Source organism: Argonema antarcticum A004/B2 (genome assembly GCF_023333585.1).
Lineage (GTDB): Bacteria > Cyanobacteriota > Cyanobacteriia > Cyanobacteriales > Aerosakkonemataceae > Argonema > Argonema antarcticum.
The window spans coordinates 25249-49202 of the sequence record NZ_JAIQZN010000045.1 but is presented as its reverse complement, the minus strand read 5'-3'; the positions used below and the strand labels follow the sequence as shown (position 1 = coordinate 49202).

At 45.7% G+C, this 23954-nt stretch carries 19 protein-coding genes; 9 read left to right on the top strand and 10 right to left on the bottom strand.

Translation table 11 applies throughout. The annotated features are described in order from the left end of the window. Positions 1 to 445: 445 nt before the first annotated feature. A complete protein-coding gene (locus LAY57_RS19300; protein ID WP_249068444.1) occupies positions 446 to 1570 on the bottom strand; it encodes a WD40 domain-containing protein in 1125 nt (374 codons plus the stop codon). Positions 1571 to 1597: 27 nt separating this feature from the next. Next, on the bottom strand, positions 1598 to 5092 hold the full coding sequence (locus LAY57_RS19295; RefSeq protein WP_249068443.1) for an EAL domain-containing protein: 3495 nt from the start codon (positions 5090 to 5092) through the stop codon (positions 1598 to 1600). A gap of 490 nt (positions 5093 to 5582) precedes the next feature. Here LAY57_RS19295 and LAY57_RS19290 point away from each other — a divergent pair, with 490 nt between their 5' ends. From LAY57_RS19290 to LAY57_RS19270, 5 genes are all read left to right on the top strand, one after another. Next, positions 5583 to 5864: a hypothetical protein gene (locus tag LAY57_RS19290; protein ID WP_249068442.1), complete on the top strand. Its 282-nt coding sequence runs from the start codon at positions 5583 to 5585 to the stop codon at positions 5862 to 5864. A gap of 38 nt (positions 5865 to 5902) precedes the next feature. After that, positions 5903 to 6265, top strand: a complete 363-nt coding sequence (locus LAY57_RS19285; protein WP_249068441.1) for a rhodanese-like domain-containing protein — start codon at positions 5903 to 5905, stop codon at positions 6263 to 6265. Between the two features lie 346 nt (positions 6266 to 6611). Beyond that, positions 6612 to 7706, top strand: coding sequence for a heat-inducible transcriptional repressor HrcA (gene hrcA / locus LAY57_RS19280; protein ID WP_249068440.1), 1095 nt, complete (start codon positions 6612 to 6614; stop codon positions 7704 to 7706). Between the two features lie 36 nt (positions 7707 to 7742). Continuing rightward, complete coding sequence (locus LAY57_RS19275; RefSeq protein ID WP_249068439.1) at positions 7743 to 8396, top strand: DUF2834 domain-containing protein; 654 nt, start codon at positions 7743 to 7745, stop codon at positions 8394 to 8396. Positions 8397 to 8505: 109 nt separating this feature from the next. Continuing rightward, complete coding sequence (locus tag LAY57_RS19270; RefSeq protein ID WP_249068438.1) at positions 8506 to 9204, top strand: DUF2834 domain-containing protein; 699 nt, start codon at positions 8506 to 8508, stop codon at positions 9202 to 9204. A gap of 38 nt (positions 9205 to 9242) precedes the next feature. On the opposite strand, the gene LAY57_RS19265 is transcribed toward LAY57_RS19270, so the two are convergent. After that, positions 9243 to 12317, bottom strand: coding sequence for an Hsp70 family protein (locus LAY57_RS19265; protein ID WP_249068437.1), 3075 nt, complete (start codon positions 12315 to 12317; stop codon positions 9243 to 9245). Between the two features lie 127 nt (positions 12318 to 12444). On the opposite strand from LAY57_RS19265, the gene LAY57_RS19260 reads away from it, so the two are divergent. After that, a complete protein-coding gene (locus LAY57_RS19260) occupies positions 12445 to 12606 on the top strand; it encodes a hypothetical protein (protein WP_249068436.1) in 162 nt (53 codons plus the stop codon). An 80-nt stretch (positions 12607 to 12686) separates the two neighbouring features. Here LAY57_RS19260 and LAY57_RS19255 read toward each other — a convergent pair whose 3' ends face one another. From LAY57_RS19255 to LAY57_RS19230, 6 genes are all read right to left on the bottom strand, one after another. Next, complete coding sequence (locus tag LAY57_RS19255; RefSeq protein ID WP_249068435.1) at positions 12687 to 13148, bottom strand: hypothetical protein; 462 nt, start codon at positions 13146 to 13148, stop codon at positions 12687 to 12689. Positions 13149 to 13238: 90 nt separating this feature from the next. Then, positions 13239 to 13427 carry a CPXCG motif-containing cysteine-rich protein gene (locus LAY57_RS19250; protein ID WP_249068434.1) on the bottom strand — a complete coding sequence of 63 codons (189 nt, stop codon included), beginning with the start codon at positions 13425 to 13427 and terminating at the stop codon, positions 13239 to 13241. A 25-nt stretch (positions 13428 to 13452) separates the two neighbouring features. Next, positions 13453 to 13905 carry an SRPBCC family protein gene (locus LAY57_RS19245; RefSeq protein WP_249068433.1) on the bottom strand — a complete coding sequence of 151 codons (453 nt, stop codon included), beginning with the start codon at positions 13903 to 13905 and terminating at the stop codon, positions 13453 to 13455. 95 nt (positions 13906 to 14000) lie between these two features. Next, positions 14001 to 14423 carry a hypothetical protein gene (locus LAY57_RS19240; RefSeq protein ID WP_249068432.1) on the bottom strand — a complete coding sequence of 141 codons (423 nt, stop codon included), beginning with the start codon at positions 14421 to 14423 and terminating at the stop codon, positions 14001 to 14003. Between the two features lie 523 nt (positions 14424 to 14946). After that, positions 14947 to 15399, bottom strand: a complete 453-nt coding sequence (locus LAY57_RS19235; RefSeq protein WP_249068431.1) for a hypothetical protein — start codon at positions 15397 to 15399, stop codon at positions 14947 to 14949. 100 nt (positions 15400 to 15499) lie between these two features. Next, positions 15500 to 17113: a B12-binding domain-containing radical SAM protein gene (locus LAY57_RS19230; protein WP_249068430.1), complete on the bottom strand. Its 1614-nt coding sequence runs from the start codon at positions 17111 to 17113 to the stop codon at positions 15500 to 15502. Between the two features lie 262 nt (positions 17114 to 17375). Between LAY57_RS19230 and LAY57_RS36270 the strand changes: the two genes are divergently transcribed. Both LAY57_RS36270 and LAY57_RS19225 read left to right on the top strand, forming a co-directional pair. Continuing rightward, the gene (locus LAY57_RS36270) at positions 17376 to 17804 is read left to right on the top strand and encodes a DUF4347 domain-containing protein (protein WP_338022444.1); all 429 of its coding nucleotides are present in this window, start codon (positions 17376 to 17378) and stop codon (positions 17802 to 17804) included. Further along, entirely contained in the window at positions 17755 to 20217 is a 2463-nt protein-coding gene (locus LAY57_RS19225; protein WP_338022446.1) for a choice-of-anchor Q domain-containing protein, read from the top strand. The genes LAY57_RS36270 and LAY57_RS19225 overlap by 50 nt, the downstream gene beginning before the upstream one ends. 346 nt (positions 20218 to 20563) lie before the next feature. Here LAY57_RS19225 and LAY57_RS19220 read toward each other — a convergent pair whose 3' ends face one another. After that, entirely contained in the window at positions 20564 to 20719 is a 156-nt protein-coding gene (locus LAY57_RS19220) for a hypothetical protein (protein ID WP_249068429.1), read from the bottom strand. Between the two features lie 34 nt (positions 20720 to 20753). Here LAY57_RS19220 and LAY57_RS19215 point away from each other — a divergent pair, with 34 nt between their 5' ends. After that, positions 20754 to 23843, top strand: a complete 3090-nt coding sequence (locus LAY57_RS19215) for a PBP1A family penicillin-binding protein (RefSeq protein ID WP_249068428.1) — start codon at positions 20754 to 20756, stop codon at positions 23841 to 23843. Positions 23844 to 23954: the final 111 nt, after the last annotated feature.

The window sequence follows — 23954 nt, the reverse complement described above, 5'->3', positions numbered from 1 at the left end:
GGGGGGTTCTTTCGTGTCAAATATGCTGCTTTGGACACGGCATATTTATAGCTAGGGACTAGGGGCTAGGGGCTAGGGGCTAGGGAAGAGGGAAAAGCTTGACGAAGTAAGGGATTATGGACTAAAGGTAACAGTTGGAGTTGGCTTAATCGCCCTGGCGGTTGCTATAAATCTTTTGTATGACCGACATATTTATGATGCCGTGCCCTACAAAATGAACAGGATCTGTAGTAGTAGCACAGCTAATTAAAATCTTGGTATGACCGACATATTGATTAGCTGTGCTACTACAAAATGAACAGGATCTGTAGTAGTAGCACAGCTAATTAAAATTTTGGTAGGACCGACATATTAATGATGCCGTGCCCTACAAAATGAACAGGAGTGAACATTAGCATAATAATAATTCGTCTAGACCCATTTAAACTAAATCTAAAATCTAAAATTACCCCCTAGCCTCTTCTTCAAACTTTGCATAAGCTTCATTGATTGCCTGCATAATATCTTTAGCATTGGCAGATCGATTGAGATCGGGATGATATTGCTTAATTAATCGACGATAAGCTAGTTTAACTTCTTGGGGAGAAGCTAACTTATCCACACCCAAAATTGAGTACCATTCTCCAGATAACGCCGGGTTAGGTGCAGATTCAGTCACCGGAACATATTGACGCCAAATCTTAAGATTCGTACCGTCACCGCCAGTAACTAGCGTCTTTCCATCAGGACTAAAAGCAATAGGATGACGCCCAGAAAGATTATGCAGCAGTTCTCCCTTACTTAAGTTCCAAAGCTTAACGCCGTCCTTCCCTGCGCTGGCTAAAATCTGTTTATCTTGGCTAAAAGCAACAGACCAAACCGCAGCTGAATGTCCGCTCAAAGTGTAGAGTAATTTGACCGTATTGAGATTCCATAATTTAATTGTCGAATCTTGACTTCCACTAGCCAGAATTTTACCTTGGTGACCGATCGCAACCGATGTTACCCAACCTGAATGTCCGGTAAGAATGCGGGGTTCTTCCCAACTGTTTAAACGCCAAAGTCTGATAGTTTTATCTGCACTAGCGCTAGCTAGAATTTGACCGTCGGGACTGATGGCAATAGACCAAACTGTGTCTGTATGTCCGCGCAATGTGCGGGTTGACACCCATCTGGGTATATTCCAAATTTTGATATTTTTGTCGGCACTTCCACTGGCAAGAGTTTCGCCATCAGGGGTAAAGGCGACGGAGAAAATGTAGCCGGAATGTGCGTGGTTAGTTCCAGACTGACTCGAAAAGCTACGCACTGCTTTTGTATCCAGATTCCAGCAAGTAATTGTCTTGTCGAAGTCGCCACTAACCAGAAGAGGTGTTCGCGGACTGAAGGCGACTGAAAAAACAGCGTTTAATAGCCCAAAAAAGGTGAAAATGCGTTTTCCGGTTTTGAGATCCCACAGACTGACTGTTCTGTCATCGCTACCGCAGGCAAGGATATTGCCTTGAGGATCGATCGCAACGGCATTCACCGATGCTGTGTGTCCTTTGAGAGTGTGTTCGCATTTCCAAGTCTGAGGAGGCTTAGTATTCATCACAATTACAAGATCTATTATTAGCTATTAATCCTTACCATCGAGTGCCCCATTTTCTTTTTCTAAGAATGCGGCTGCGGCTTCGCTGTCTAACGGTTTGGAAAACAAGTAGCCTTGTCCGCATTCGCATCCAAGCGCTTGAAGTAGTGCCAATTGCTCAATATTTTCTACACCTTCTGCTATGACATCCATGCCTAAATTATGAGCGAGGGTTATAATAACGCGAACAATTTCTAAATTTTCCGTATCCACGCTCATGCGGCTGACAAACGATCGATCGATCTTTAACGTATCGATCGGAAAACGGTGCAGATAGCTCAGAGATGAATACCCAGTGCCAAAATCATCAATACAAAGCTGAATCTTCCTTTGCTTAAGTTGCTCAAGCAGACCGATCGCAGATTCGGTATTGCTCATAATTGTGCTTTCCGTAATCTCCAGCTTCAAAGTATTTGGTGCAATCCAAACTTCTTGCAGAATTGCGTCAATTTGGAAAATTAAGTTGGCTTCTCCTAGCTGAATAGGCGACAGATTCACGCTGATAGTCAAATTACGCCCAAATTGCCGTTGCCAGATCCGCAACTGCTGACAGGCTGTCCGCAATACCCACTGACCGATCGGTACAATCAATCTGGTTTCTTCTGCAACTGGGACAAACTCAAGTGGGGAAACTAAACCCCGCGTGGGGTGAAACCAGCGCAACAACGCCTCAAAACCAATAATTTCGCAAGTTTGCAGGGACACAATTGGCTGGTATTGCAGCTCGAACTCCTGACGCTCGATCGCTCGGCGCAAATCTGTGTCCAACTGCAAGCGATATAGGGCGTGTGCGTGCCATTCTGGCTCAAATATTACTGGGCCTCCACGTCCTTTAGCTTGGGACATTGCGGTATCGGCTGCACGCAAAAAGTCTTCTGGGCGTTCGTAATCAGGGGAACCAAATAGGTTTGCGCCGATGGCAATACCGATGCTGCTAGTGGAGAATATTTCGTGTCCGTCAAGATCGAAAGGCAATGTTAGCTGTTCATAAATGCGATCGGCGATATCCTTCGCAACGCTGACATCGGAGATATTATCCAGCAGAATTGCGAACTCGTCTCTGCCAAGATAAGCAACCCGATCTTTTGAACGCAGACACTGCTCGATCTGCCGAGCCGTAGCAATCAGCAGTTGATCGGCAATTAGATGCCCCAGGCTAGATTTAACTATCTCGAAGCGGTCTAAATTTAGCAAAAGTACGGCAAAGTTGCGTATGGGGGATTGGGCATTGGGCATTGGACATTGGGGAATTCTTCCCTGTTCCCCTGCTTCCTGTTGCGATCGCGCTAGAACTTGTCCCAAATGTTCCAAAAACCAAGCCCGGTTTGGCAATCCCGTCAGCGCATCGTAAAACGCATATCTGATCCGTTCTTCCTGCGATCGTCTGCGTTCGGTGATATCTTGCACCATTAAAAGATGCCCGAAGACTGTACCATCAACTTCCTTGAGCGGAGTATTGCGCCATTCGCAAAGGATTGTATTTCCCTTTTTTGTGATGTTTTCGTTGACGCTATGGGCGGTCATATCTCCCTGCTTAAGACGCTGCAAGATCGCATCCATATCAGATTTAGCTGATTCGGGAATAATTATTGATAGTTTTTTACCCAGTACTTCTGACTTCGTGAAGCCAAATATTGTTTCAGCAGCAGGATTCCAATCTAAAAAGTTAAATTCTTTATCGGTGAGAATGAATCCTATAGGCATCCGCTCAATTTGCAATTTTCGGAGTTTTTGTAATTTTTCGGTTTGTTCGTATAGTTGGGAATTAACAATTGCCATTGCACAGCGTTCCGCAGTAATTTGTAAGAGGTGAATCTCGCGCTCGCTATAAGGATGGGTGTTGAACCAACCGATCTGAATAACGCCAATACAATTGTCATTGCGCTTCAGCGGTACGCCCAGCATCGTGCGAATATCCACCTGAAGGATGAATTGTAAAGTAGTTGGATGCAATGTTTCTGCACTGGGTTTATTCAGGGGATCTTCAATGTAGAGCGGCTGCACGGTTGCTGCGATCGAGCCAGCAAAACCTTGACCGATAGGCATTACATAGCTTGAGATAACTTCTTCGCTGATTCCGATCCCAGCACAGTAGCTTAAAACACTATTGTCTTCAAGTAAAATTATCGCTATATCTGCTGCCAATACTTGTACAATTTGTTTGAGCAGCATATTCAAAAGTTGATCTAAATTCAAAGAACTGGGCGCATTAGCGGTGATTTCCGTAAGGGCAGCCAAATCTTGAGTATCTCGTTTGAGTTGTTCGAGCAAATAAAAACGTTCTGCCTCTGCCTGCTTGTAATCGGTGATATCTCTAGCGATACTAATCAAACCTAGAGAGTTGCCTTGGGAGTCGCGATAGACGCTTTTGCTAATTATAAATATTCGTTTAATGTCGTTTATTGTAGCAACTTGCTCGTAAGTTTCAGTTTCAAATGTAGCTATAACTCTGCGATCGCTCTCCCTAATTTTTCGTGCTATTTCAGATGAAAATAATTCCCAGTCATGCTTACCGATTATTTGAGCGGCAGACTTACCCAGGAAGTTAGCACCCGCTGCATTAACCATCAAATACTGCCCTTGAAGATTCTTGACAAAAACCGCATCTGTCATTCCTTCGATAACGGCGTGTAATATGCTATCGCTTGACTCTGGGAAATTTTCTTCAGTTTCGCTAGAGACTTTGGTGATGTCTTGCACCGTGCCTTGATAATAAAGAAGTGCGCCCAAATTATCTCGAACAGCGCGGATGTTTTCCACTGTCCAGATGATACTGCCATCTTTGCGGTAAACCTCAAACTCCACTCCCGACAAAGTGTCAATTTTTGGCAGTGTTTCCGCAATATGGGTACGCTTTCTGGGGTCAACATCCAGCTTTTGCCAGCTGAGATTGGCGATCAGTTCATCTACTGTGGAGTAGCCATAAATGCTTGCTAATGCAGGATTTGCATTAATATAATGTCCATCCTGTTGTACCTGATAAATGCCTTCGACAGCGTTATCAAAAATGCTGCTATATTGCTGTTTGGCTTGGTGGATTTGGCGTTGATTGCGTTTGTTCAGTTTATGCAGCAGCCAGCTGGTAATGAGTACAAAAAACCAACCTTTGATAGTCTGTAAATGAGTTAACAAGGTTTCGTCATTTGTCAAAAGCTTGAGCATCTGGTCAGAACATAAAATCCAGAGGCTGCTTAATAAGGCATAAAAGAATATAAATATATTACTTGTCAGTTGCTGTGCCAACAAAGCTTTGCCTTTCATTGAATTTGCCCCTGTGGAGATTTCGTTCTCTTGTGACTCGGTAGTATCTGTAGGGGGGAAGCACTTTCGCCCTTGATATTTGGGTACGATCGCTAGCCGAAGCACTTTGCTATAGTACTCAGGAAACGCAGGCTTTCTTTTCCCCCTTGTGTCTCGTGCTGCAATAACACAGATGGGCGGCGCAATGCTGCTAAACCGATCGCCTTTAATATTTTGTAGCATTTACGCAAAAACCCGGTTTTTTAAGGTAATTGCCTCATTTCAGCTTGAGGGTGAGAACGAGAAACCGGGTTTGGAGGGTGATAGTGCGTAAATTCTGATTTTGGATACCCTGCAAAAGCGATCGCGCCACCGCCTATGGTTGGACCGAAATCGCTAAAAACCTTTAAAGCTTTCATCAAGCTAGCGTAAAATCTTCGCTTTTCAGGGTGTTATCTCTTCTCTTAATGCTAAAACAGAGTTTAGTACTGGTAAGCACGGAGGCGGCAAAAAGCCTAGCTGGCGGTTATCTGCACAGGTTTCCCGAACAGCATCCCCGATCCCAGTTAACAGACTGTCCTTTTTATACAAGCTTTCAGCCTTGGGGTGCTAAATTTTTGACTGAAAGCACGGCCTAGTTCTGAGGGTGCTTGGGCAACGGTTGCGATCTAACTGCACTGCAAGTCCTTGTCACCATAGCTTTATACATTTTCATACCTCAGAGGCGATCGCAATGCTTGAGCTAACATATAGCGAACCAACTCAATCTCAAAAGCAAACTCTTCTCAAATCTCCCGGCGAAAATGTTGAGCAACGGCTAGAAGACTTGCAACGGGCCGATCGCTCTCTCTATAAAATGATGGGGATGGAAGTCTGGTCGATCGCTAAAACGATGGACGACCTGTATCCCGGTTTCTGGAATCAGTTTATGGCTAATCGTCGCATTGCAATGAAAAACTTTATCGACCAAAAACAAACCGATCGCCCACAAAACGAGGAGCATCCTTTCATTTAAAAGTGGTATAATACACCTCGGCATTGCGAGGGGCATTTGTGACCAACTTTCAGGCATTCAAACAACCCATCCCCGAAATTAGTGTGGATGATTTGGCCAATCGTCTAGCGGTTGGTAAGGAAGATCTACAGCTGGTGGATGTTCGCGAACCGCAAGAACTTGCGCTAGCCAGCTTGTCGGGTTTCGAGAATCTACCCTTGAGTGAATTTGCCGAGCGGTCTGGCGAGATCCAAACCAGGTTCGATCCCCACGCAGAAACGATCGTGATGTGCCACCACGGTATTCGTTCCGCCCAAATGTGTCAGTGGTTGATAGCACAAGGGTTCACCAATGTCAAAAATGTTACAGGTGGCATTGATGCCTACTCGATCGTAGTTGACCCTACAATTCCCCGCTATTAATAAACGGAATTTTAGATTAAAGAATTGAAAATCTTCAATTCAAAAGTAAAGTTCTCAAATCTAAAATCAAAAATTTAAAATTCCCTTATCTCTCAATTCAAAAGTAAAGTTTTTAAATCTAAAATCAAAAATTTAAAATTCCCCTATTACCAGTGGGTGAAGTGGCCGCGTTCTTTGCTATCCTGTACATACAACTGACTCAGGAGCCGCACTTAGCCCCAAAGCACTGGTTGTTTTTGTTACAACTATCGTCAGAAAGATCTGGTATAGGTGGATTCTCTATCTGAATCCCGGCAATTTTTTTTAAACTCGATTCGATTCAATTCGTCTTTCGCTCAAAACGTCTATGCAAATCCATCTTACCGATCGCCAGCAGCATATCCTTTGGGCAACGGTTCGTCACTATATTGCCACGGCAGAACCAGTGGGCTCGAAAGCCTTGGTAGAAGAGTACAGGCTCAGCGTCAGCCCAGCCACGATTCGCAATGCAATGGGCGTCTTAGAAAAAGCTGGATTGCTGTATCAACCTCATACTTCCGCCGGACGGGTTCCCTCAGACTCTGGCTACCGAATTTATGTTGACCAACTGATCGCGCCAGACGAAACCCTGGCACGTCAGGTAGAACAACTACTTGAAGACAGGCTGAAAAAGGAGGATTGGAGCTTTGAGGCACTCCTACAGGGTGCGGCGCAAATTCTCGCTACTGTGAGCGGGTACATTACCCTGATCACGATGCCCCAAACTCGTAACACCCAACTGCGACATCTGCAATTGGTGCAAATCGATCCGGGACAGGTGATGTTAATTGTGGTGACAGATGGGTATGAAACGCAGTCGGTTTTGATGGATTTACCCCCACCAATTGACGCCTCCGAACCGGATGCAGAAATTATAGAGCGAGAGTTGCAAATTTTATCTAACTTTTTGAATAGCGAGCTGCGGGGCCGATCGCTCTTGGAATTGGCAGCACTAAACTGGAGTCAGCTGGGTCAGGAATTTCAACAATATGCTGAATTCCTGAAAAATTTACTTGCTCTTATGACCCGTCGCAGTCAACCGCAGGCTTCCACACAAATACTGATTCGCGGCGTCGCCGAGATGTTGCGTCAGCCAGAATTTACCGAGTTGCAGCAAATTAAGACCCTGATTCACCTGCTAGAAGAAGAACAGGATCTGCTGTGGCCGTTAATTTTTAAATCACCAGAAGTGCAAGTAATAGGCGGGATACCTCTGCCACAAGGTAAACGGGCGACAGTGCGAATTGGTTCGGAAAATACTTTGGAACCTATACGCGCCTGTACGCTGATTTCTGCAACTTATCGGCAGGGTACAGTGCCGGTGGGAAGTGTAGGCGTTTTGGGGCCAACGCGGATGGTGTATGAAAATGCGATCGCCCTCGTTGAAGCCGCCGCCGATTATCTCTCCGAAGCCTTGAGTTAACAATTCCCGATTCGCCTGGGCCTAGAAGTTACAACTATGAGCAGAAAAATTGCATTTTGGTTGCTGTGGATTGGTTTGGCCAGCTACGCCTCTCTACTCGCTCCCCCTACCCAACCAGACACATGGACTTTGATTAAAAATCTCTCTCTAGGCAAATTAGAAGGAATTAATCCCATAATTGTGTCCCTATTCTATATCATGGGTGTTTGGCCGGTCATATACAGTTGCCTGCTGTTCATCGACGGCAAAGAACAGAAGATACCAGCATGGCCTTTTGCGGCAGGGTCTTTTGCAATAGGCGCATTTGCCTTATTGCCCTATCTAGCTTTGCGCGAACCAAATCAAGAATTTACCGGGCAAAAAAATATCTTTCTAAAGATATTAGATTCCCGCTTTACAGGTCTTTTAATTGGTTTGGCTACTGTCGGTTTAGTCGCCTACGGCTTAGTAGCTGGAGATTGGGGAGACTTTATTCAACAGTGGCAAACCAGTAACTTTATTCATGTTATGAGCCTGGATTTTTGTACGCTTTGTCTATTGTTCCCCGCACTCCTGGGAGACGATATGGCGCGTCGAGGCGTCAAAAATAGGCAAATTTTCTGGGCTGTGTCCCTAATTCCTCTGTTTGGCCCAGTGTTATATCTTTGCTTGCGTCCTCAGCTGCCAGAATCCAGTGTAAAGCTGGCTTAATAAGCTGTTACCGCCACCGGACGATAACTTTACCAAAGATAGACGTAATTTACTGCGTTTGTAATTTTAATGTTAGTGGGTAAAATAGTGTCAAGTCATTGGTTAGATTATGAACAGAAAAGTAACATTGTTTTTGATATGGGTGCTATTTGTAAGCTATACTGTGTGGCTGGCTCCTCTCGATCGACCAGACACATTGCCTTTGGTTCAAAAGCTATTAACGCTCCAGTGGGGCAACCTTAACCCCATTATCCCCGTCCTATTCATCTTGATGGGCGTTTGGCCGATGATTTATGCTTGCCTGATGTTCTTTGATGGCAAAATGCAAAAGTTTATGGCATGGCCTTATTTTATCGGGTCAAACGGAACCGGAGTAATTTGTCTTTTACCTTATTTATTCCTGCGCGATCGCAATCAAGAATTCACCGGGCAAAAGGATTACTTGCTTAGAATTCTAGATAAGCGATCGACAGGCATTGCTCTCCTTTTAAGTACGATCGCCTTATTTGCCTACGGGTTAATTGCTGGAGATTGGGCAGATTACTTTCAACAGTTCCAAACCACGCCCTTTGTTCAGCTTATAAGTATTGATTTTTGCTTGATGTGTCTGGTATTTCCATTGACATCATTATTTGACGATGACATGGCGCGTCGGGGTATTAAAGATTCGCAAATGTTTTGGGTACTGGCGTTAGTTCCTTTGTTTGGGCCGCTGGTGTATCTTTGCCTACGTCCGCCTATTCCAGCCATCACTCTAGAAACAGTCGAGAAGCTACAAATGCTGTCTCTAACCAGCGCAGAATTATGAGGGAGTAGGGTGGGCAATGCCCACCCTACCGCTGAAAACTATGAATTGATTCGCAATGTTACGCGAACTGTGCCTGTAGCAGATTGGGGAGGTAGCCAAGTGACGATCGATCGCTTAATCATCTCGATTATCTGCGCCTCCTTCAAACTTGAAGCTTCCTCATCCAACATAATTCGCCCCACGCGACCTTTGCCTACGGTAAACTCAAACACAATTTCGCCACTGAAACCAGAAGGCAAATTCACCAGTTCCAGATGTTTCGCGATCGCATTAATAGCTGCTTCATCCAATCCCGTCACACTGATAACTTGCAACTGGGAGTCAATTACTTCGTAATCGGCGATGATAATATCATCATCAAAATCTAAGTCGCCATCTTGGACTTCAGCAAAGTTGGTATCTACAGGCAAATATTCATCTAGAACTTCTGGCGATCGGGCCGACAGTTTTCGATCGAATTGGTATTCGATCAACCCTTCTACCTGCACTATATCCGTATCTGGGACTTGAGAACCGAGTTCGCCAAGCTGAGAAGCAGCTTGGTAAGCCTGAAAATCTGTCAGATTCTGGCGATCGATATTATCACGCCACTCTTGATCGGCTACCGCATTAATTTCAGCTGACTTCACCATCTTTTCAACTTCATTTTGCGGCAAAGTTGTAGCACCACTGATGCTGATAAATTGGTTTTTACCAGTCGCCAAGTCCTGTGCTGTCACCGTGAGAATACCGTTGACATCAATATCGAAAGTCACTTCAATTTGAGGAACTCCACGAGGCGCACGTGGAATTCCATCTAGGCGCAATTTCCCCAATAACTTATTATCATTAGCCATTTCACGTTCACCTAGCAGTACGTGAATTTCCACTCCTGTCTGATTATCCGCAGTAGTTGAAAAAACTCGTGACTTTTTAGTGGGAATAGTGGTATTGCGCGGGATAATTTTGGTCATCGCGCCGCCCAAAGTTTCCACACCCAAAGACAGAGGAGTTACGTCTAGCAGCAAGATGTCTTTCATTACCTCAGTTGAGTAGCTAGGGGAAAAGCTCATCCTTTCCAATTGTAAAAATTCATCATTCTCTTCTTCTTCTGGAGAACTACTGAACCATCCTAATCTTGCTTTTGCTTGCGATCGCGTAACTTGACGCGGGGCGGAAGCAACAACTTGTCCGAAAATACCCCGATAGCTAACGCCTTCTGGCATCTCAACTGGCACTTGCACGGATACTGATTTCCCTTCTGGATCGACCCGCACGTCATCGCTAACAGCAACAAAAGCCGTGTATTGCGACAAAAGCTGATAAGTCAAAGCTGTCTCTGTAACCGCCTCTACCCCGCTGGTGGTTTCCACACCAAACATTTGATTCATCAAATCTTTAATTTTGGCACGTCCCCAAAGTTGGGCAATAGCCGGATTCCCACTTGACTCAAAATTGAGTTCAAAGGTCTTTTCATAACGTTTGCCACCAGCAGCAACACCTGTGATGTGCAGTTTTCCAGCGGTGCGATCGCGTTTCCGTCCAAACAAAACTAGCGGCTGTTCCGCAAACAAATCTGGCGCTGTAGATGGGTATATTTCTTGTGATTTCATACCACCTTGCCAGCTTATTTCAATATTCGTCAGTACCGGATTATTGATTTGTCGGAAAAACTTTTCGGCGACTTCCTGACTAGGTTCATCCTGACGAATAACTTGAGAAGTTCCTCGTCCAATCTCTGCAATGCGATCGAGCAAAAACCGATTTACAGAACTACCAACACCAAAACTATAAAGGCGATTTCCCGGTTTCAATTCCCGCTGCACTTCCGCCAGAATTTCATTGTCATTACCGATGTAGCCATCAGTTAACAGCACAATACTCCGCAATCTTCCTGCCGGTGCTGCTGGGTAATTCAGCACCGCACGAATGCCATTAAGTAAATAAGTGCCCCCATTAGCTTGCAACTGATTGATATAGTCGATCGCTTTGGCACGATTTTGCGGTGTATTTGGCAAAGGTGCTGCTGATAGCTGAGTTGTAATATCGGAAAAATCGATAATTGTGAATGTGTCGTCAGGATTTAACCCATTGATAAATCGCCGCATTAATTCCTGAGATTTCCGCAGCGGATCGCCATCTTGGGAACCGGAGGTATCCATCAGGAATACCACATCTTTTGGCACTATTTCATTTGTGCGATATTCTAATGCTGGGATGAGATAAATAGCGAAATGTCCGCCTCGTTCATCGGATTGAGTTAGCACAGTTGCTTGGGTGTTGTCGCCAGCAACTTGATAGCGGAGAATCAAATCTTTGTTGGGAATTGTGTCTTCGCCACCCAGTTTCACTCGCACGATTTGACCCCCCTCAGTCCCCCCGCCACGGGGGGAAGGAAGGTCAGAATTTTTGTTGATGTGTTCGATGCGAATTTGGTGAGAAGTCGATCGCACATTTTGGATGGGAATACCCGCGTCAATTTCGACCGTAACGCCAATATCATGCCCAGAACGAGTTCCCGGCGGTAGCACTGGCGCATTGAGCCGCGAAGCATCTGGAACCTCGTCGGTATCGCTGTTTAATGTCATCGGTGCTGTAGCTGTACCACCGCCAGAGGTGTTAATAGCGATCGGCGTACCGGGAATAAATCGCGGCCCAACTACCATTGGAAAGACAAATTCGTAGTCACCGCCCTCAAATTTTAAGCTATCGGTGTAACGAATGGTGACATCAATTTCTTCACCAGGCTTGATGTTAGCAAGAGATTGGGTAAAGATATTATCCCGTTCTTGTTCTAATAATCCAGCGGTGCGTCCTTGGCGTTTGGCTTCTTCGTAGATTTGTTTCGCTTCTTCGCGTTTTTTGATGTTACCTTTGATGATGCGCGAGCCTATCTTAATCTCCATATCATCCACCGCCGCCTCATCCGGCAATGGAAAAATATAGACAGCTTCCAAAGGTTCTGTAAACGGATTTTCAAAAGTTTGTGTCACTTCCACCCGCGACAGATTACCAGCAATTTTTGCCTGAACTTCCGTATGTTTTAGGGGAAATACAAGTTGTTGTCCTTCGGGAGATTGGACATACAAACCCCCGCCCGGATTGTTCGAGGGATTTACTGTAGTCTTGGTCATAAGCGGGTACCTCCGAGACTATAAATATGTCTTAATACCAATTTCAAAAATATTTACCACCGCCCCTATACCTTCTTCTCTCAAAGCCCCTCTTTTTAAGGCGGGTTTGGGGGGATCTCTTCATTGCTTGAAATCGGTAGAAACTCGCCCTGTCCAAAAAGAGGCAGTCTTGGCGATCGATCGCATACTAGCCGAGCAGAACCGATTATTACAAGCACAGAGAAGTAGTATTTACCGTAAAGGTTTACAGCGGTTGCCAACAAGTACGTTGTTACGCTTTAGCGCTTAAAGAGCGCTAAAGCACAACAACGTACTTGTTGATACCAGCCTTAACGATCTAACTAGCAACTTAAGTTAGATCGTTGAGCCTCATCTAATCGTAACTCGCAAATTGTAAGTTGCGTTTCCTCGCGTACCACCGACGACAATCCGATAGTCTCCCCTCGCAGGCAATCTGCCAGTAAAGCTGGTGGCTTCTTGCTTGAGAGTTCGTCCATTTGGCGCGATGATGTCAAAAACAGCATTTTGTTCGAGGGACGTGATGCGGACTGTCATTGTCTGGCGTGCGCGAGCGTTAACCAGATAAGTATCTCTGGTGCCTCTTACTACAGCATCTCGTACAGTAGCTGAGTTTGTTCCTCGCGCAAACTGAATGCGCCGCGTGCGACTCTGTTGAGCGATTAAGAATTGTGGGTTAGCTGTTGCCCTATTCCTGACAGTGGGTGTCTCGTTTGTGGCTATAGCATTTAAGTTGGGTGTCAAGAATAAAGACGCACTAACACCAACTAATGCTAGCTGGAATACCTGTTTGTAATTCGATTTCTGTGGCATTAAAAGTCTCCTAATATAATTCGGTCGATCCTAGATACACTACCTGAAAACAAGCTTCCGGGTTAAAGTCAAAATTTGATGAATTGGATGCTATCCTTCATATTCACTGTCAATCTCAACATCGAGAGTTTCTTCATCCACCCGTATATACAGAACATTAGGACGACAGCAAACTTGACAATCTTCAATATAAGATTGCTGTCCACCCGCACTCAGGTCAACAAAGATGAAATTCGGTTCGCCACAGTAGGCACAACTATACTCAGATGTTGTTTCCATTTAGTTGAATGTTTGGCTACTAATTTTAAATTTGTTGTTCGCATTCCCGTTTTGTCACCTCATGGCGATAGCTAAACATATCCTTTAATCTAGCATTTACCCACCAACTCAAAAGAAGTTCGGCGATCGGCCCTCCAGGTAACTTATAAGCGATCGCATCTGTCAACCTAGTTTTACCATTCTCTTGGACGAACTCATGTCGATGCACCCAAGATTCCATTGGCCCAGCAATTTGTCGATCGCTAAATAGTCTATATCTCTCGCACTCAGTATGACGCGCCACCCACCGCACCGGCAATGGCCCCAGGAAAATGCGAAACTCGGAAATAGCACCCACCTCAAGTCCACCTTGGCGGCGAATCACTTGCACAGGTTGCCAAGGTGGCGTCAGGATTTGGAGAATATCATGTCTTTCGTGAAAGTTCCAGACGACTTCCACGGGTGCATCAATTAGAGAGGAATGTTTGAAATTTACCATGATAGAAAATAGCCTTTGCAGCTTAAAGCTACAAAGGCTACATTATCATAATTTGGGCAGTATTATCTCCACATTTTGCATCTGGATAGCAAAAATCACGAATCAATTACGCGGATTACCCTTTCAACGATGCGCCTGCCATTTGGAAGTGCGATCGTCAGCTGATTCCTGTTCATATCAAGAGTGTAAGTGTAACGACCGTTCCTGGCAACGTATACATTTCTTCTGGGAGAAGATACACGCAGAAGGATACTACCATTCCCATTCTTGGAACGACCAACGTAGTATGTGCCGTTTCCCGTGTAACAAATCCCCGCATAATAATTGCGAGTTTCCACAGAGAAACCTTCCGCTATGTCGTTTAAGCAATCGTTAGGCGCAGCTGCCAGCAGGATGGACTCGCCATACACACCTGAGTCACTAGCGGTAATTTGTCCAGCTTTCGCTGATGGGGTCAAAAATAAAAGAGCCCCTACACCCACCAGCATTATTTTCAACACCTGTTTTGGGAATACCATAATTTTACTTTCCTTTTCAGATGAAATTATTGTTTGTGCATATTAGTGTCGCACAACCAGTTTATGGGCAAGAATATATTCAATTGCCTGCTATTTACTTATTCAATTAAAAGAAGGGCTTTTCCGTAAAATCCCGGATGATAAAATACCTATTTTTAAAGTTGCGCTCGCTATTATTTCCATATTTTGGGTGAAATCATCTTGAAAAATGTGTGTGATAATTTCAGGTCTAATAGCATCGTTTATCTAAAAAATTCCTGTTCTTATTCTTATCTGTGTTCATCTGTGTTCATCTCTCTTCATCTGTGGTGAAAATTTAACCAACGATCAAAACAGACAATTTGACAACATCACAATAAATGCTAAGGATGCAAACCGACACGATATAATCCCCGCAACAAACTAAATATTAAAAAACCCGTTTTCTCTGAGAAAACGGGTTGACAATAGTGTCGCTTTTCCTTTATTATGTATCTCTACCTACTTAACCAGCGATCGCCCTCTGAAAGGGAAAACAACTGCATTATCTTCTCCATGTCGCCCTTTCTCTAAGGATTACTCGGCGATTCCGAGTCACGGTTAACTCATTACGGGTAAGGGTGTAACGAGTATCTCCATTAACCGCTACAAATCGATCTCTAGTATAGCTTTGCAGGGGGAGATTAATACTACCCGTGGTTCCATTCTTAGCAAGACCGACGTAAGTATTCGGGAGATCTCCTCCACAAATATACACCAGAAAGTTTTTTGTTTCAGCAGTGACGTACAAACTACCACCGCTGTTTTCTGGACAAGCATCTGCTTGAGCTAGGATGGTGTTAGAAGTTGATAAAGTTGCCGTTGCTGGTGTGTTATCCTGGAAAGGATTAACAGTAACAGCTTTTGCTAAAGGTGCTAAGCACAAAGACGTAGCGACTGCGATCGCAAACAGCTTTAATCCTTGTTGATAATCTAGTTTAGCCTTGCTCGATTTCACGGGTTAATTCACTCCTGAATATTGGTATGTAGCTTTATTGAATATAATACCTCTTACTTAAGCTCGGTTCACCCATTTAAGGTATTTTCACAAAAAATCTTCAGTTAAAATGAGCAGTAGCCGTGGCTAAATGCTTTGCCAGCGTTGCCTGGGGAAGTGGCCCTTGCAAGTGACTCCAAGGTAATACTTGGTCTGTTGACCAGTCAGCATGAACGTAGTAACCTAACTCTGGTAGTTTTCCCCGCAATTCCTTAAAAGCACGGCGGTAACTACCTAGAGAATCGCCATACTGCCTAGTTAATTCTAACAGATGGGATAGGCGGCGATCGCCCCTCGATAGCAACGCTTGAATTACCGAATCCTTATAACTTTCCGGTCGAAACTCCATACCCTGCGACCTCAATTGCTTCTCCAAAAATTTCAACCGCTTTTCTGCTTCGAGATTCACCCCAAACCATTGAAAAGGCGTGTGCGCTTTCGGCACAAATGTACTGCATCCCAGAGTCAAACGCAAACCAGATGCAGCTTTTTTGATATCCAGCATCATCGCCACAGTTGCATCTAAATCCCCCGCTTCCTCACCGGGAATCCCAACCATACCGTAAAGTTTTATCCCCTTTAATCCACCAGCTTTCGCATTCACCACAGCTTGGATAATTTCATCATTTTGCAGCTTTTTATTAACAATTTGTCGCAACCGTTCCGAACCGCTTTCTACAGCAATTGTGATCGAACGAGTATCGCGTTTGGCCAGAGTTTCTGCCAACTTTTGAGTTACGGTATTTGTCCGTACAGAAGCGATACTCAGACGAACACTATCATATTTCTCTTGACTTATATAATCCAGCAAATCTTCAAATTCTGGATGTTGAGTCACAGAAGCACCCAGCAATCCCAATCTGTCTGTGATTGCCAAACCTTTTTCAATCGCAGGAATCAAAGAATCTGTCAAACTTGCAGTGCGAAAAGGCAACGTTAGATAACTTGCCAAACAGAACCGGCACATCTCTGGACAACTGCGTACCACTTCCACCATATAGATATTTTCCCACGCCGATTTCTCTGTTACAACAGTTGAAGCAGATAGAACATTGCCGCGATAAGTCTGCTTTTCTACAGTGTGGGGAATTTCTACATCTATTGGTTGAATTGATTTGATATCGCCAGTGATATCCTGATAAGTCACTTCATACAAACTGGGCACATAAACGCCTGGAACTTGTGCCAACTTTCTCAGTTGAATTTGCCTATCTGCATTTCGGACTTCTTTGTATACCTCAATAAAATTGCCCAGTAAGTTTTCGCCATCGCCTAGCAAAATAATGTCGAAAAAGTCGGCGAAAGGTTCTGGGTTGGCAGTTAGCACTGGGCCACCACCAAATATGAGCGGATCGTCGTTGTCACGAGTAGCCGAACGCAAGGGAATTTCTAGAAATTCCAGCAGGTTAAGGATATTTACGTAATCCAGTTCCCAAGACATGGAAAATCCCACTAATTCAGGCTTTCTCGGTAGCGATTCGTGGGTATCGGTGAATAAACGGCTTACGTCAATATCTGGACGCATTGCCAAAGTTCCCCATACGATTTGATAGCCGAGACTGGTGATACCAACGCTGTACTCGTTCGGGAAAGCAAAGATGGTGGGTATGGCGTCGCTGTTGGGCGTCGCTGGCGTAAACAGGAGGCGTTCGTCAGAAAATAGATCTTGAGTCACAGGCAAATTAGTAGGCCAAATTTCGATAGCTATCTACTTTTATATTTTAAGCTTTTCATCTAAGTTTTGCACTTCTGTGACTTTGATTATTAGTATCAAACTCATCCTTTTGATGGTTTATATTATACCGAAAATGCGCTCGATTTATTATTTACAGACAGCGAGGGCACAGATCCCAAAATCTACCTAATTATATGCGTTTTCCTGACCATTTTACTCTGTGGTTGTATTTATCAGTAAACGGATCTCTGGAGTATTCAGCATGAACGCTACTTTTGCTGCAAACAATCCCAAAATTAAGACGCTTGTATTCATCGACGACCGGGTGGATGACTACCAATTTTTAGCAAGCGGAGTCAAAGAAGGTGTGCTGGTAAGCATTCTCGATCGCGATCGCGATGGCGTTGAGCAGATTTCCGCCAAAATACAGAAATTTACTGATGGAGGCAGTTTAATTGATGCAGTTCATATTGTATCGCACGGTAGTCCCGGCACCGTAGAACTAGGAAATACTTTTCTTAGCTTTGATACTTTAGAACGATACAAAAATGACTTGCAGCAGTGGCATAAATCCCTGAAAAAAACAAGCTGGGTTTTTCTTTTATGGTTGCCATGTTGCTGCCGGAAAAGGATCTGCTTTTCTGCGAGACTTAAGCCAATTAATTCAAGTAAATATTGCTGCATCGGTTGACTTGACAGGTAGTCCTGCTAAAGGCGGCAATTGGGATTTAAAATTTACCGTAGGTCAAATACAAGCATCGTCAATTCCATTTGAATTAGAGACTATTGCGTCTTACGGCGGGGTGTTAGCTATTCGCACAGTCGCGAATAATGCTGACAGTGGAGTGGGCTCTTTAAGGCAAGCGATCGCTGATGCAGCAGCAGGGGATACAATCCTATTTGCTTCTAGCCTTGCCAATCAGACAATTACCCTTACAAGCGGTCAATTAACCATCAATAAAAATCTGATTGTTGATGGTGCTAATGCCTCTAATTTAACTATAAGTGGAAATAACGCCAGTCGTGTTTTTGAGTTGCAGAGAGATGCCAGTTTTCTGCCTACAAATGTTACTTTTCGTAATTTAATCATCGCCAATGGAAAAACCACTGGTACAGGCGAAGCTGCTGCTGGAGCGGGAATTTTGGGTGCAGCACGCAGTACCTTAACAGTAGAAAATTGTCAATTGAATAATAATGTCTCCAGCTATGGAGGTGCAGGTATTTTTGGTGCTTTTGACAGTACCACTACTGCGATCAACAGTAAGTTTGATGGCAACGATGGTACAGGGGGTAATGAAGAACGTGGCGGCGGTGCGATCGCAGTTAAAAGCGACAGCACTCTTAGCGTGAAAAATAGCGTATTTACTAACAACAAAGGAATCAACGGTGGAGCAATTAATGCCGTACACGCCAAGGTCGCCGTAGAAAATTCGACCTTCATCAACAACGACGCCACAGCAACAAATTCAAATACGAATATCTTCGGTAATGGTGGTGCAATTTTAGTCGATGGTGCTACTGACACTAACGACCCGACCTCTGGCACTTTTTTAATTCGCAATAGTCGCTTTGAAGGCAATCGGGCACTTTTTGGTGGAGGGGTGGAATTTAGTTCTTCTTTTGCAGACGATCGCGTAATTGTTGAAAATAGTTCGTTTATCAATAATTCTGCCATTAAAACCCCTGCGGGATTTGGACGAGGAGGCGGTCTCAGAATCGATAACGGGGATATTACAATTACCAACACTACCTTTGCTAACAATTTAGCAGAAGATCAAGGCGGTGGTTTGTGGGACGACGGTAGAAACCCAACTATTATAACTAACAGCACATTCTCCGGTAATAAAGCTGATTTTGGGACAGGAAATGGTTTGGGCGGAGCTATATTCTTTGCCAATGCTGTTGCCTCTACTACTAACATCACCAACACAACTATTGCCAACAATTACGCTAGCGATAAAGGGGGCGCTATATTTAGTGGCGATCGGCAGGCTATCACCCTCAAAAATACAATTTTTGCCGATAACGCGGCGGGAATCCCTGGCGATATTGGACAGCATACCAATCGCGAATTAATTGATGGTGGAAACAACATCCAATGGCCTGTAAAAGTAAATAATCCTCAAGATGTAAATGTAACGGCAAATGTTGCGATCGCCGATCCTCTACTTGGCCCATTGCAAGATAACGGCGGTGGCATCCTTACCCATGCTTTATTACCAGGAAGTCCGGCCATAAATGCTGGCGGAACAGTCGCCGGTTTGACGACGGATCAGCGCGGCGTGTCGCGTTCGGACGGACTGGTAGATATCGGTTCCTTTGAGTTGGCAACTACCGTACCGCCTTCTATCTTTACTCCCAACGCCGATTTGGTGACGCTGACTGGTGGAAATGACTCTGGAGATGCCTTAGCAGGTGATGATACAGTCTTCCTTTTAGAAGGAAATGACACACTTTACGGCAATGCAGGCAATGACACAATTTTTGGAGGTGACGGCCTTGACATAATTAATGGTTCCCAAGGCAATGATGTCATTAATGGCAACACTGGTGACGATATCCTGCGAGGCGGTCAGGATAACGATCTCTTGCGTGGGGGTCAAGACAATGACCAGCTATTTGGAGATTTAGGCAACGACACCTTGTTTGGTGACGTTGGTAATGACGAAATCTTTGGAGGTGACAATATTGACATAATTAATGGCAATACTGGCGATGATGTCATCAACGGTAATGAAGGCGACGATATCTTGCGAGGCGGTCAAGATAACGATTTACTGCGAGGCGGTCAAGGTAATGACCAGCTGCTTGGGGATTTGGGCAACGATACCTTGTTAGGGGACTTAGGCAATGATACTTTGATTGGTGGTGATGGAAGCGATCGCTTTGTTCTCTTTCCCACTTTTGGCAGCGACACCATCCTCGACTTTCAAGATGGCTTAGATTTGTTGGCGTTAGACGGTGGTCTTACCTTCAACGCCCTATCTATTACCCAAGGTAGTAACGCTACTTTAATTAGTGTGGCTAGCAGCGGCGAACTTTTAGCCAGTCTAACTGGCATTCCGGCTAATTTAATCGGAATTAACGATTTTATGACCATCTAAACGGCTCTTCCGTATTTACTATGCTAAGTAAGTCCACCGAAAAAACATAATACTCAGATCCCCGACTTCTTGAAGAAGTCGGGGATCTAACGGCGATCGGCGTATAACATAAAAAGAATTAACTTGCGACACGACAGAGGCCCAAAATGCACAAAAGTGCGATCGGAGGATACCATAACGGGAAGTACCAAAGTAAGTGCTGAGTGCTGAGTACTGAGTTTTCTTTACTCAGCACTCAGCACTCGTTACTGGGCACTGACTATGCTACACAGTAAAATGTGGCTTCCTGTTTCATCCGCAGTTACCTCGTCGGTAACTTTCTGAGTGGAAAATTCGTACCGACTACCTAAATCAGCACAAAGTTAACCAAAATCCGTCTAGTCAACAACCCACCACCAAACCGGAAGCGGGTTGGTGATGGCGCAGAAATTCGGGGTGTACACCAGCTGCCTTTCGTAGCTTTGGCATCTCGATCGATAAAATAAGCAAAAAACAAAGCCATTATTAGCTTGGCCTCTGTTGTGTGAGGGTTTAACGTGACAAAGTTTATTCCAAATCTCGAAGAAATTTCCACCAAGAGCAGTGGGTTTGAAACTGACGTAGAACCCACCTCTAGCAGGGATTCCAAGACAATTGAACGGGAACCTCCCTTTGAGATCAAAACCAGAGAACAGGTGGCGACAAGAACCCAAGAGCAAGAGATAAGAGGAGAATCTTCCCCTCCGATCTTCACTGAGTCAGAAACTCCTCCTGTGCAGCATTCTTCTCCCCCCCAGAAACCTCCGGGTTTAGATCTCTCTGCCGCAGCGACGAAGCTAACGCTAGGATTCCAGCAGGTTTCCACTCAAATTGCCACCAAAATAAAGAAACCAGACCTAGAAAACTTCACCCGTAAAGTAAAGGATTCGCGGTGGCTAGATCCAAAAAATCCCTTTTATCGCAGCCGTAAATTTTTGATTGGGGCGGGTCTTGGTATCGGGGTTAGCGGTAGCGCTCTAGCACTAGGCGTGACATGGTGGAAAATAGACAGCAGCCTGCCCGACCCGGCCTATGTTCTCACCTTCGTGCGCGACGGAACCCTGACAATCAAAGCCGCAGATAACACAATTTTGCAACAAATCGGGCCAGCAACTCGCGAAAAGCTCAAACTCGAAGAAATGCCGCCCCAATTGGTGCAAGCCTTCATTGCATCAGAAGACCGTCGCTTTTACCAGCATAAAGGCGTCGATTACCAGGGCATTGGCAGAGCAATGTTCTCAAATCTGATTGCTCGCGACGTGGTGGAAGGAGGTAGCACCATCACCCAACAGCTGGCGCGGACAGTCTTCCTCACCCAAGAACGCAGCTTCTATCGCAAACTTCAAGAAGTCTTTCTGGCTCAGAAAATCGAGCAGAAGATGACCAAAGACCAAATTCTCGATCGATATATGAATTTGGTCTATCTTGGCGAAGGTGCTTATGGAGTCGCAGATGCCGCCTGGGTATACTACAGCAAACCTCTCCAAGAACTGACACTGCCTGAAATTGCCACCATCGTCGGAGTGACCCCAGCTCCCAGCGTCTACTCGCCCCTAATCAATCCTCAAACAGCCGAGCAGCGTCGCAATATCGTATTGCAGCGAATGCAAGAAGCTGGTTTTATTACCAAAGAGCAAGCCCAGACAGCCTCTTCAGCGCCATTGTCGCTCAAACCAGCCCCTCCCAAACGGCTTTCTACCGAAGCAGAATACTTTACCTCCTACATCCAGCAGGAATTAGCCAAGTACGTCTCCCCAGATGCCATAAAAGCCGGAGGTTTAACCGTTGAGACAACCCTTGAGCAGAAGTGGCAGAAGACAGCAGAACAAACAGTCCAAGATATACTGAAAACCTATGGCCCCGGTCAGCGGTTTGGGCAAGCAGCTTTAGTATCCATCGACCCCCGCAACGGCGAAGTCAAAGCGATGGTGGGGGGAACAGATTTTGAGAAAACTCAATTCAATCGCGTCACCCAAGCCCAGCGTCAGCCAGGATCTACGTTTAAGGGGTTTGTGTATGCGACTGCTGTAGCAGCTGGCTTCTCCCCCTATCGAGGCTACCTGGACGCCCCCCTAACAGTTGACGACTATACACCCAAAAACTACGGTGGCGACAACGCAGGTTGGATCTCCATGAGAGATGCACTAGCTAAGTCTATCAACGTAGTCGCCGTCAAAGTTTTACTTGATGTCGGATTTCAACCCGTCATCGACGTTGCTCACAAAATGGGCATCAAATCAGAACTCAAACCCACCTATTCTCTAGCTTTAGGAGCTTCCGAACTTAATCTCCTAGAACTGACCAACGCCTACGGTACCCTGGCTACCGGGGGTCTTTATGCAGAATCCCACGGTATTCGCCGGGTTCTCGACCAGAGAGGTAACGTTCTCTACCAAGCTAACTTTAAGCCCCAGCAAGCCATAGACTCAGATACAGCCTCCATCATGACGTGGATGCTGCGGGAAGTGGTCAACGGCGGTACTGGTCGTGCGGCGTACTTAAACGGGCGACAGGTTGCGGGTAAGACAGGCACCTCTGACCAAGCTCGCGACCTCTGGTTCATTGGCTACATTCCCCAAACGGTAACCGGAGTTTGGCTCGGTAATGACGATAATACCCCTACTTCGGGCAGCAGCGGCACAGCAGCCCTCACCTGGAACAAATTTATGGTCAAAGCGTTAGAGGGTATGCCTGTTGAGCAATTTGCCCAGCGACCGCAGAAACTGGAAGGTCGTAAAGCTGCGATCGCAGTTCAGCCTATCAAGCCGGGACGAATTTATTCCGCTAAAATTGCTAGAACAGCAAATAATGACGATCGACCTGCTAAAAGAACAAGTCGCTTACGCAGCCAAGATAGCGATGACAAACCAGTTACCCGTCGCGTCCGCAGCCAACAAGACTCAGATACTCCTCAACCACAACCCCGCAGACGTCGCTCTTACCAAACTGCACAAACAACAAGCTCTGCCAACGATACCCCATCACCGCGCCGAATTCGATCGGAAAGACCCCGGCGGCGCTATACGCCAGATACCAATTCTGCACCCGTACAGCCAGTCAGGCGGTTAAGGCGGCGCTATCCACCCGATACCAATTCTGCGCCTTCAACACAGTATCGGGCTTCTAACCGTCGTCGCACAGCGCAATACAGCGCTCCCGCAGAGCAGCCCCGTCGTCGCACAGCGCAATACAGCGCTCCCGCAGAGCAGCCCCGTCGTCGCACAGCGCAATACAGCGCTCCCGCAGAGCAGCCCCGTCGTCGCACAACGCAATACAGCGCTCCCGCAGAGCAGCCCCGTCGTCGCACACAGCAATACAGCGCTCCCGCAGAGCAGCCCCGTCGTCGTAAGGTACAGCAGTATAGGGCTCAATCAGACGCGCCTCGCCGTCGCACAATCCAGCAAAATAGCGCTCCCGCAGAGCAGCCCCGCCGTCAGCGGCGTTCCTCGACCGCTTCTTCAACCCCCGCACAGCCTCGGTCGGCGCGACGCCAGACAAGGCGTGCCTCCTCGACAACCTCGCGATCGGCCCAACGACGGGCCCCCGCTCTTGCCAGTCCCTTACCAGCTTCAGCTCCCCCTAGCATCGAACTCAACAGTCACCAGTAACTAAGGCCGCTACGCGGAAGTCACTCATTCAAAAGTCAAAAATCCTTTGAGTGTCAGGCTTTTAACTACTTCTTTCCTGGTGGGCTATTTCTGCCTCGCTGCACTCAAAGG

Coding starts and splice junctions, on each gene's coding strand:
- LAY57_RS19240 (WP_249068432.1), bottom strand. CDS start 14,423: ATGGTATTCCCAAAACAGGTGTTGAAAATAATGCTGGTGGGTGTAGGG.
- LAY57_RS19290 (WP_249068442.1), top strand. CDS start 5,583: ATGCTTGAGCTAACATATAGCGAACCAACTCAATCTCAAAAGCAAACT.
- LAY57_RS19250 (WP_249068434.1), bottom strand. CDS start 13,427: ATGGAAACAACATCTGAGTATAGTTGTGCCTACTGTGGCGAACCGAAT.
- LAY57_RS19220 (WP_249068429.1), bottom strand. CDS start 20,719: ATGGCTTTGTTTTTTGCTTATTTTATCGATCGAGATGCCAAAGCTACG.
- LAY57_RS19275 (WP_249068439.1), top strand. CDS start 7,743: ATGAGCAGAAAAATTGCATTTTGGTTGCTGTGGATTGGTTTGGCCAGC.
- LAY57_RS19295 (WP_249068443.1), bottom strand. CDS start 5,092: ATGCTACAAAATATTAAAGGCGATCGGTTTAGCAGCATTGCGCCGCCC.
- hrcA (WP_249068440.1), top strand. CDS start 6,612: ATGCAAATCCATCTTACCGATCGCCAGCAGCATATCCTTTGGGCAACG.
- LAY57_RS19265 (WP_249068437.1), bottom strand. CDS start 12,317: ATGACCAAGACTACAGTAAATCCCTCGAACAATCCGGGCGGGGGTTTG.
- LAY57_RS19245 (WP_249068433.1), bottom strand. CDS start 13,905: ATGGTAAATTTCAAACATTCCTCTCTAATTGATGCACCCGTGGAAGTC.
- LAY57_RS36270 (WP_338022444.1), top strand. CDS start 17,376: ATGAACGCTACTTTTGCTGCAAACAATCCCAAAATTAAGACGCTTGTA.
- LAY57_RS19270 (WP_249068438.1), top strand. CDS start 8,506: ATGAACAGAAAAGTAACATTGTTTTTGATATGGGTGCTATTTGTAAGC.
- LAY57_RS19300 (WP_249068444.1), bottom strand. CDS start 1,570: ATGAATACTAAGCCTCCTCAGACTTGGAAATGCGAACACACTCTCAAA.
- LAY57_RS19255 (WP_249068435.1), bottom strand. CDS start 13,148: ATGCCACAGAAATCGAATTACAAACAGGTATTCCAGCTAGCATTAGTT.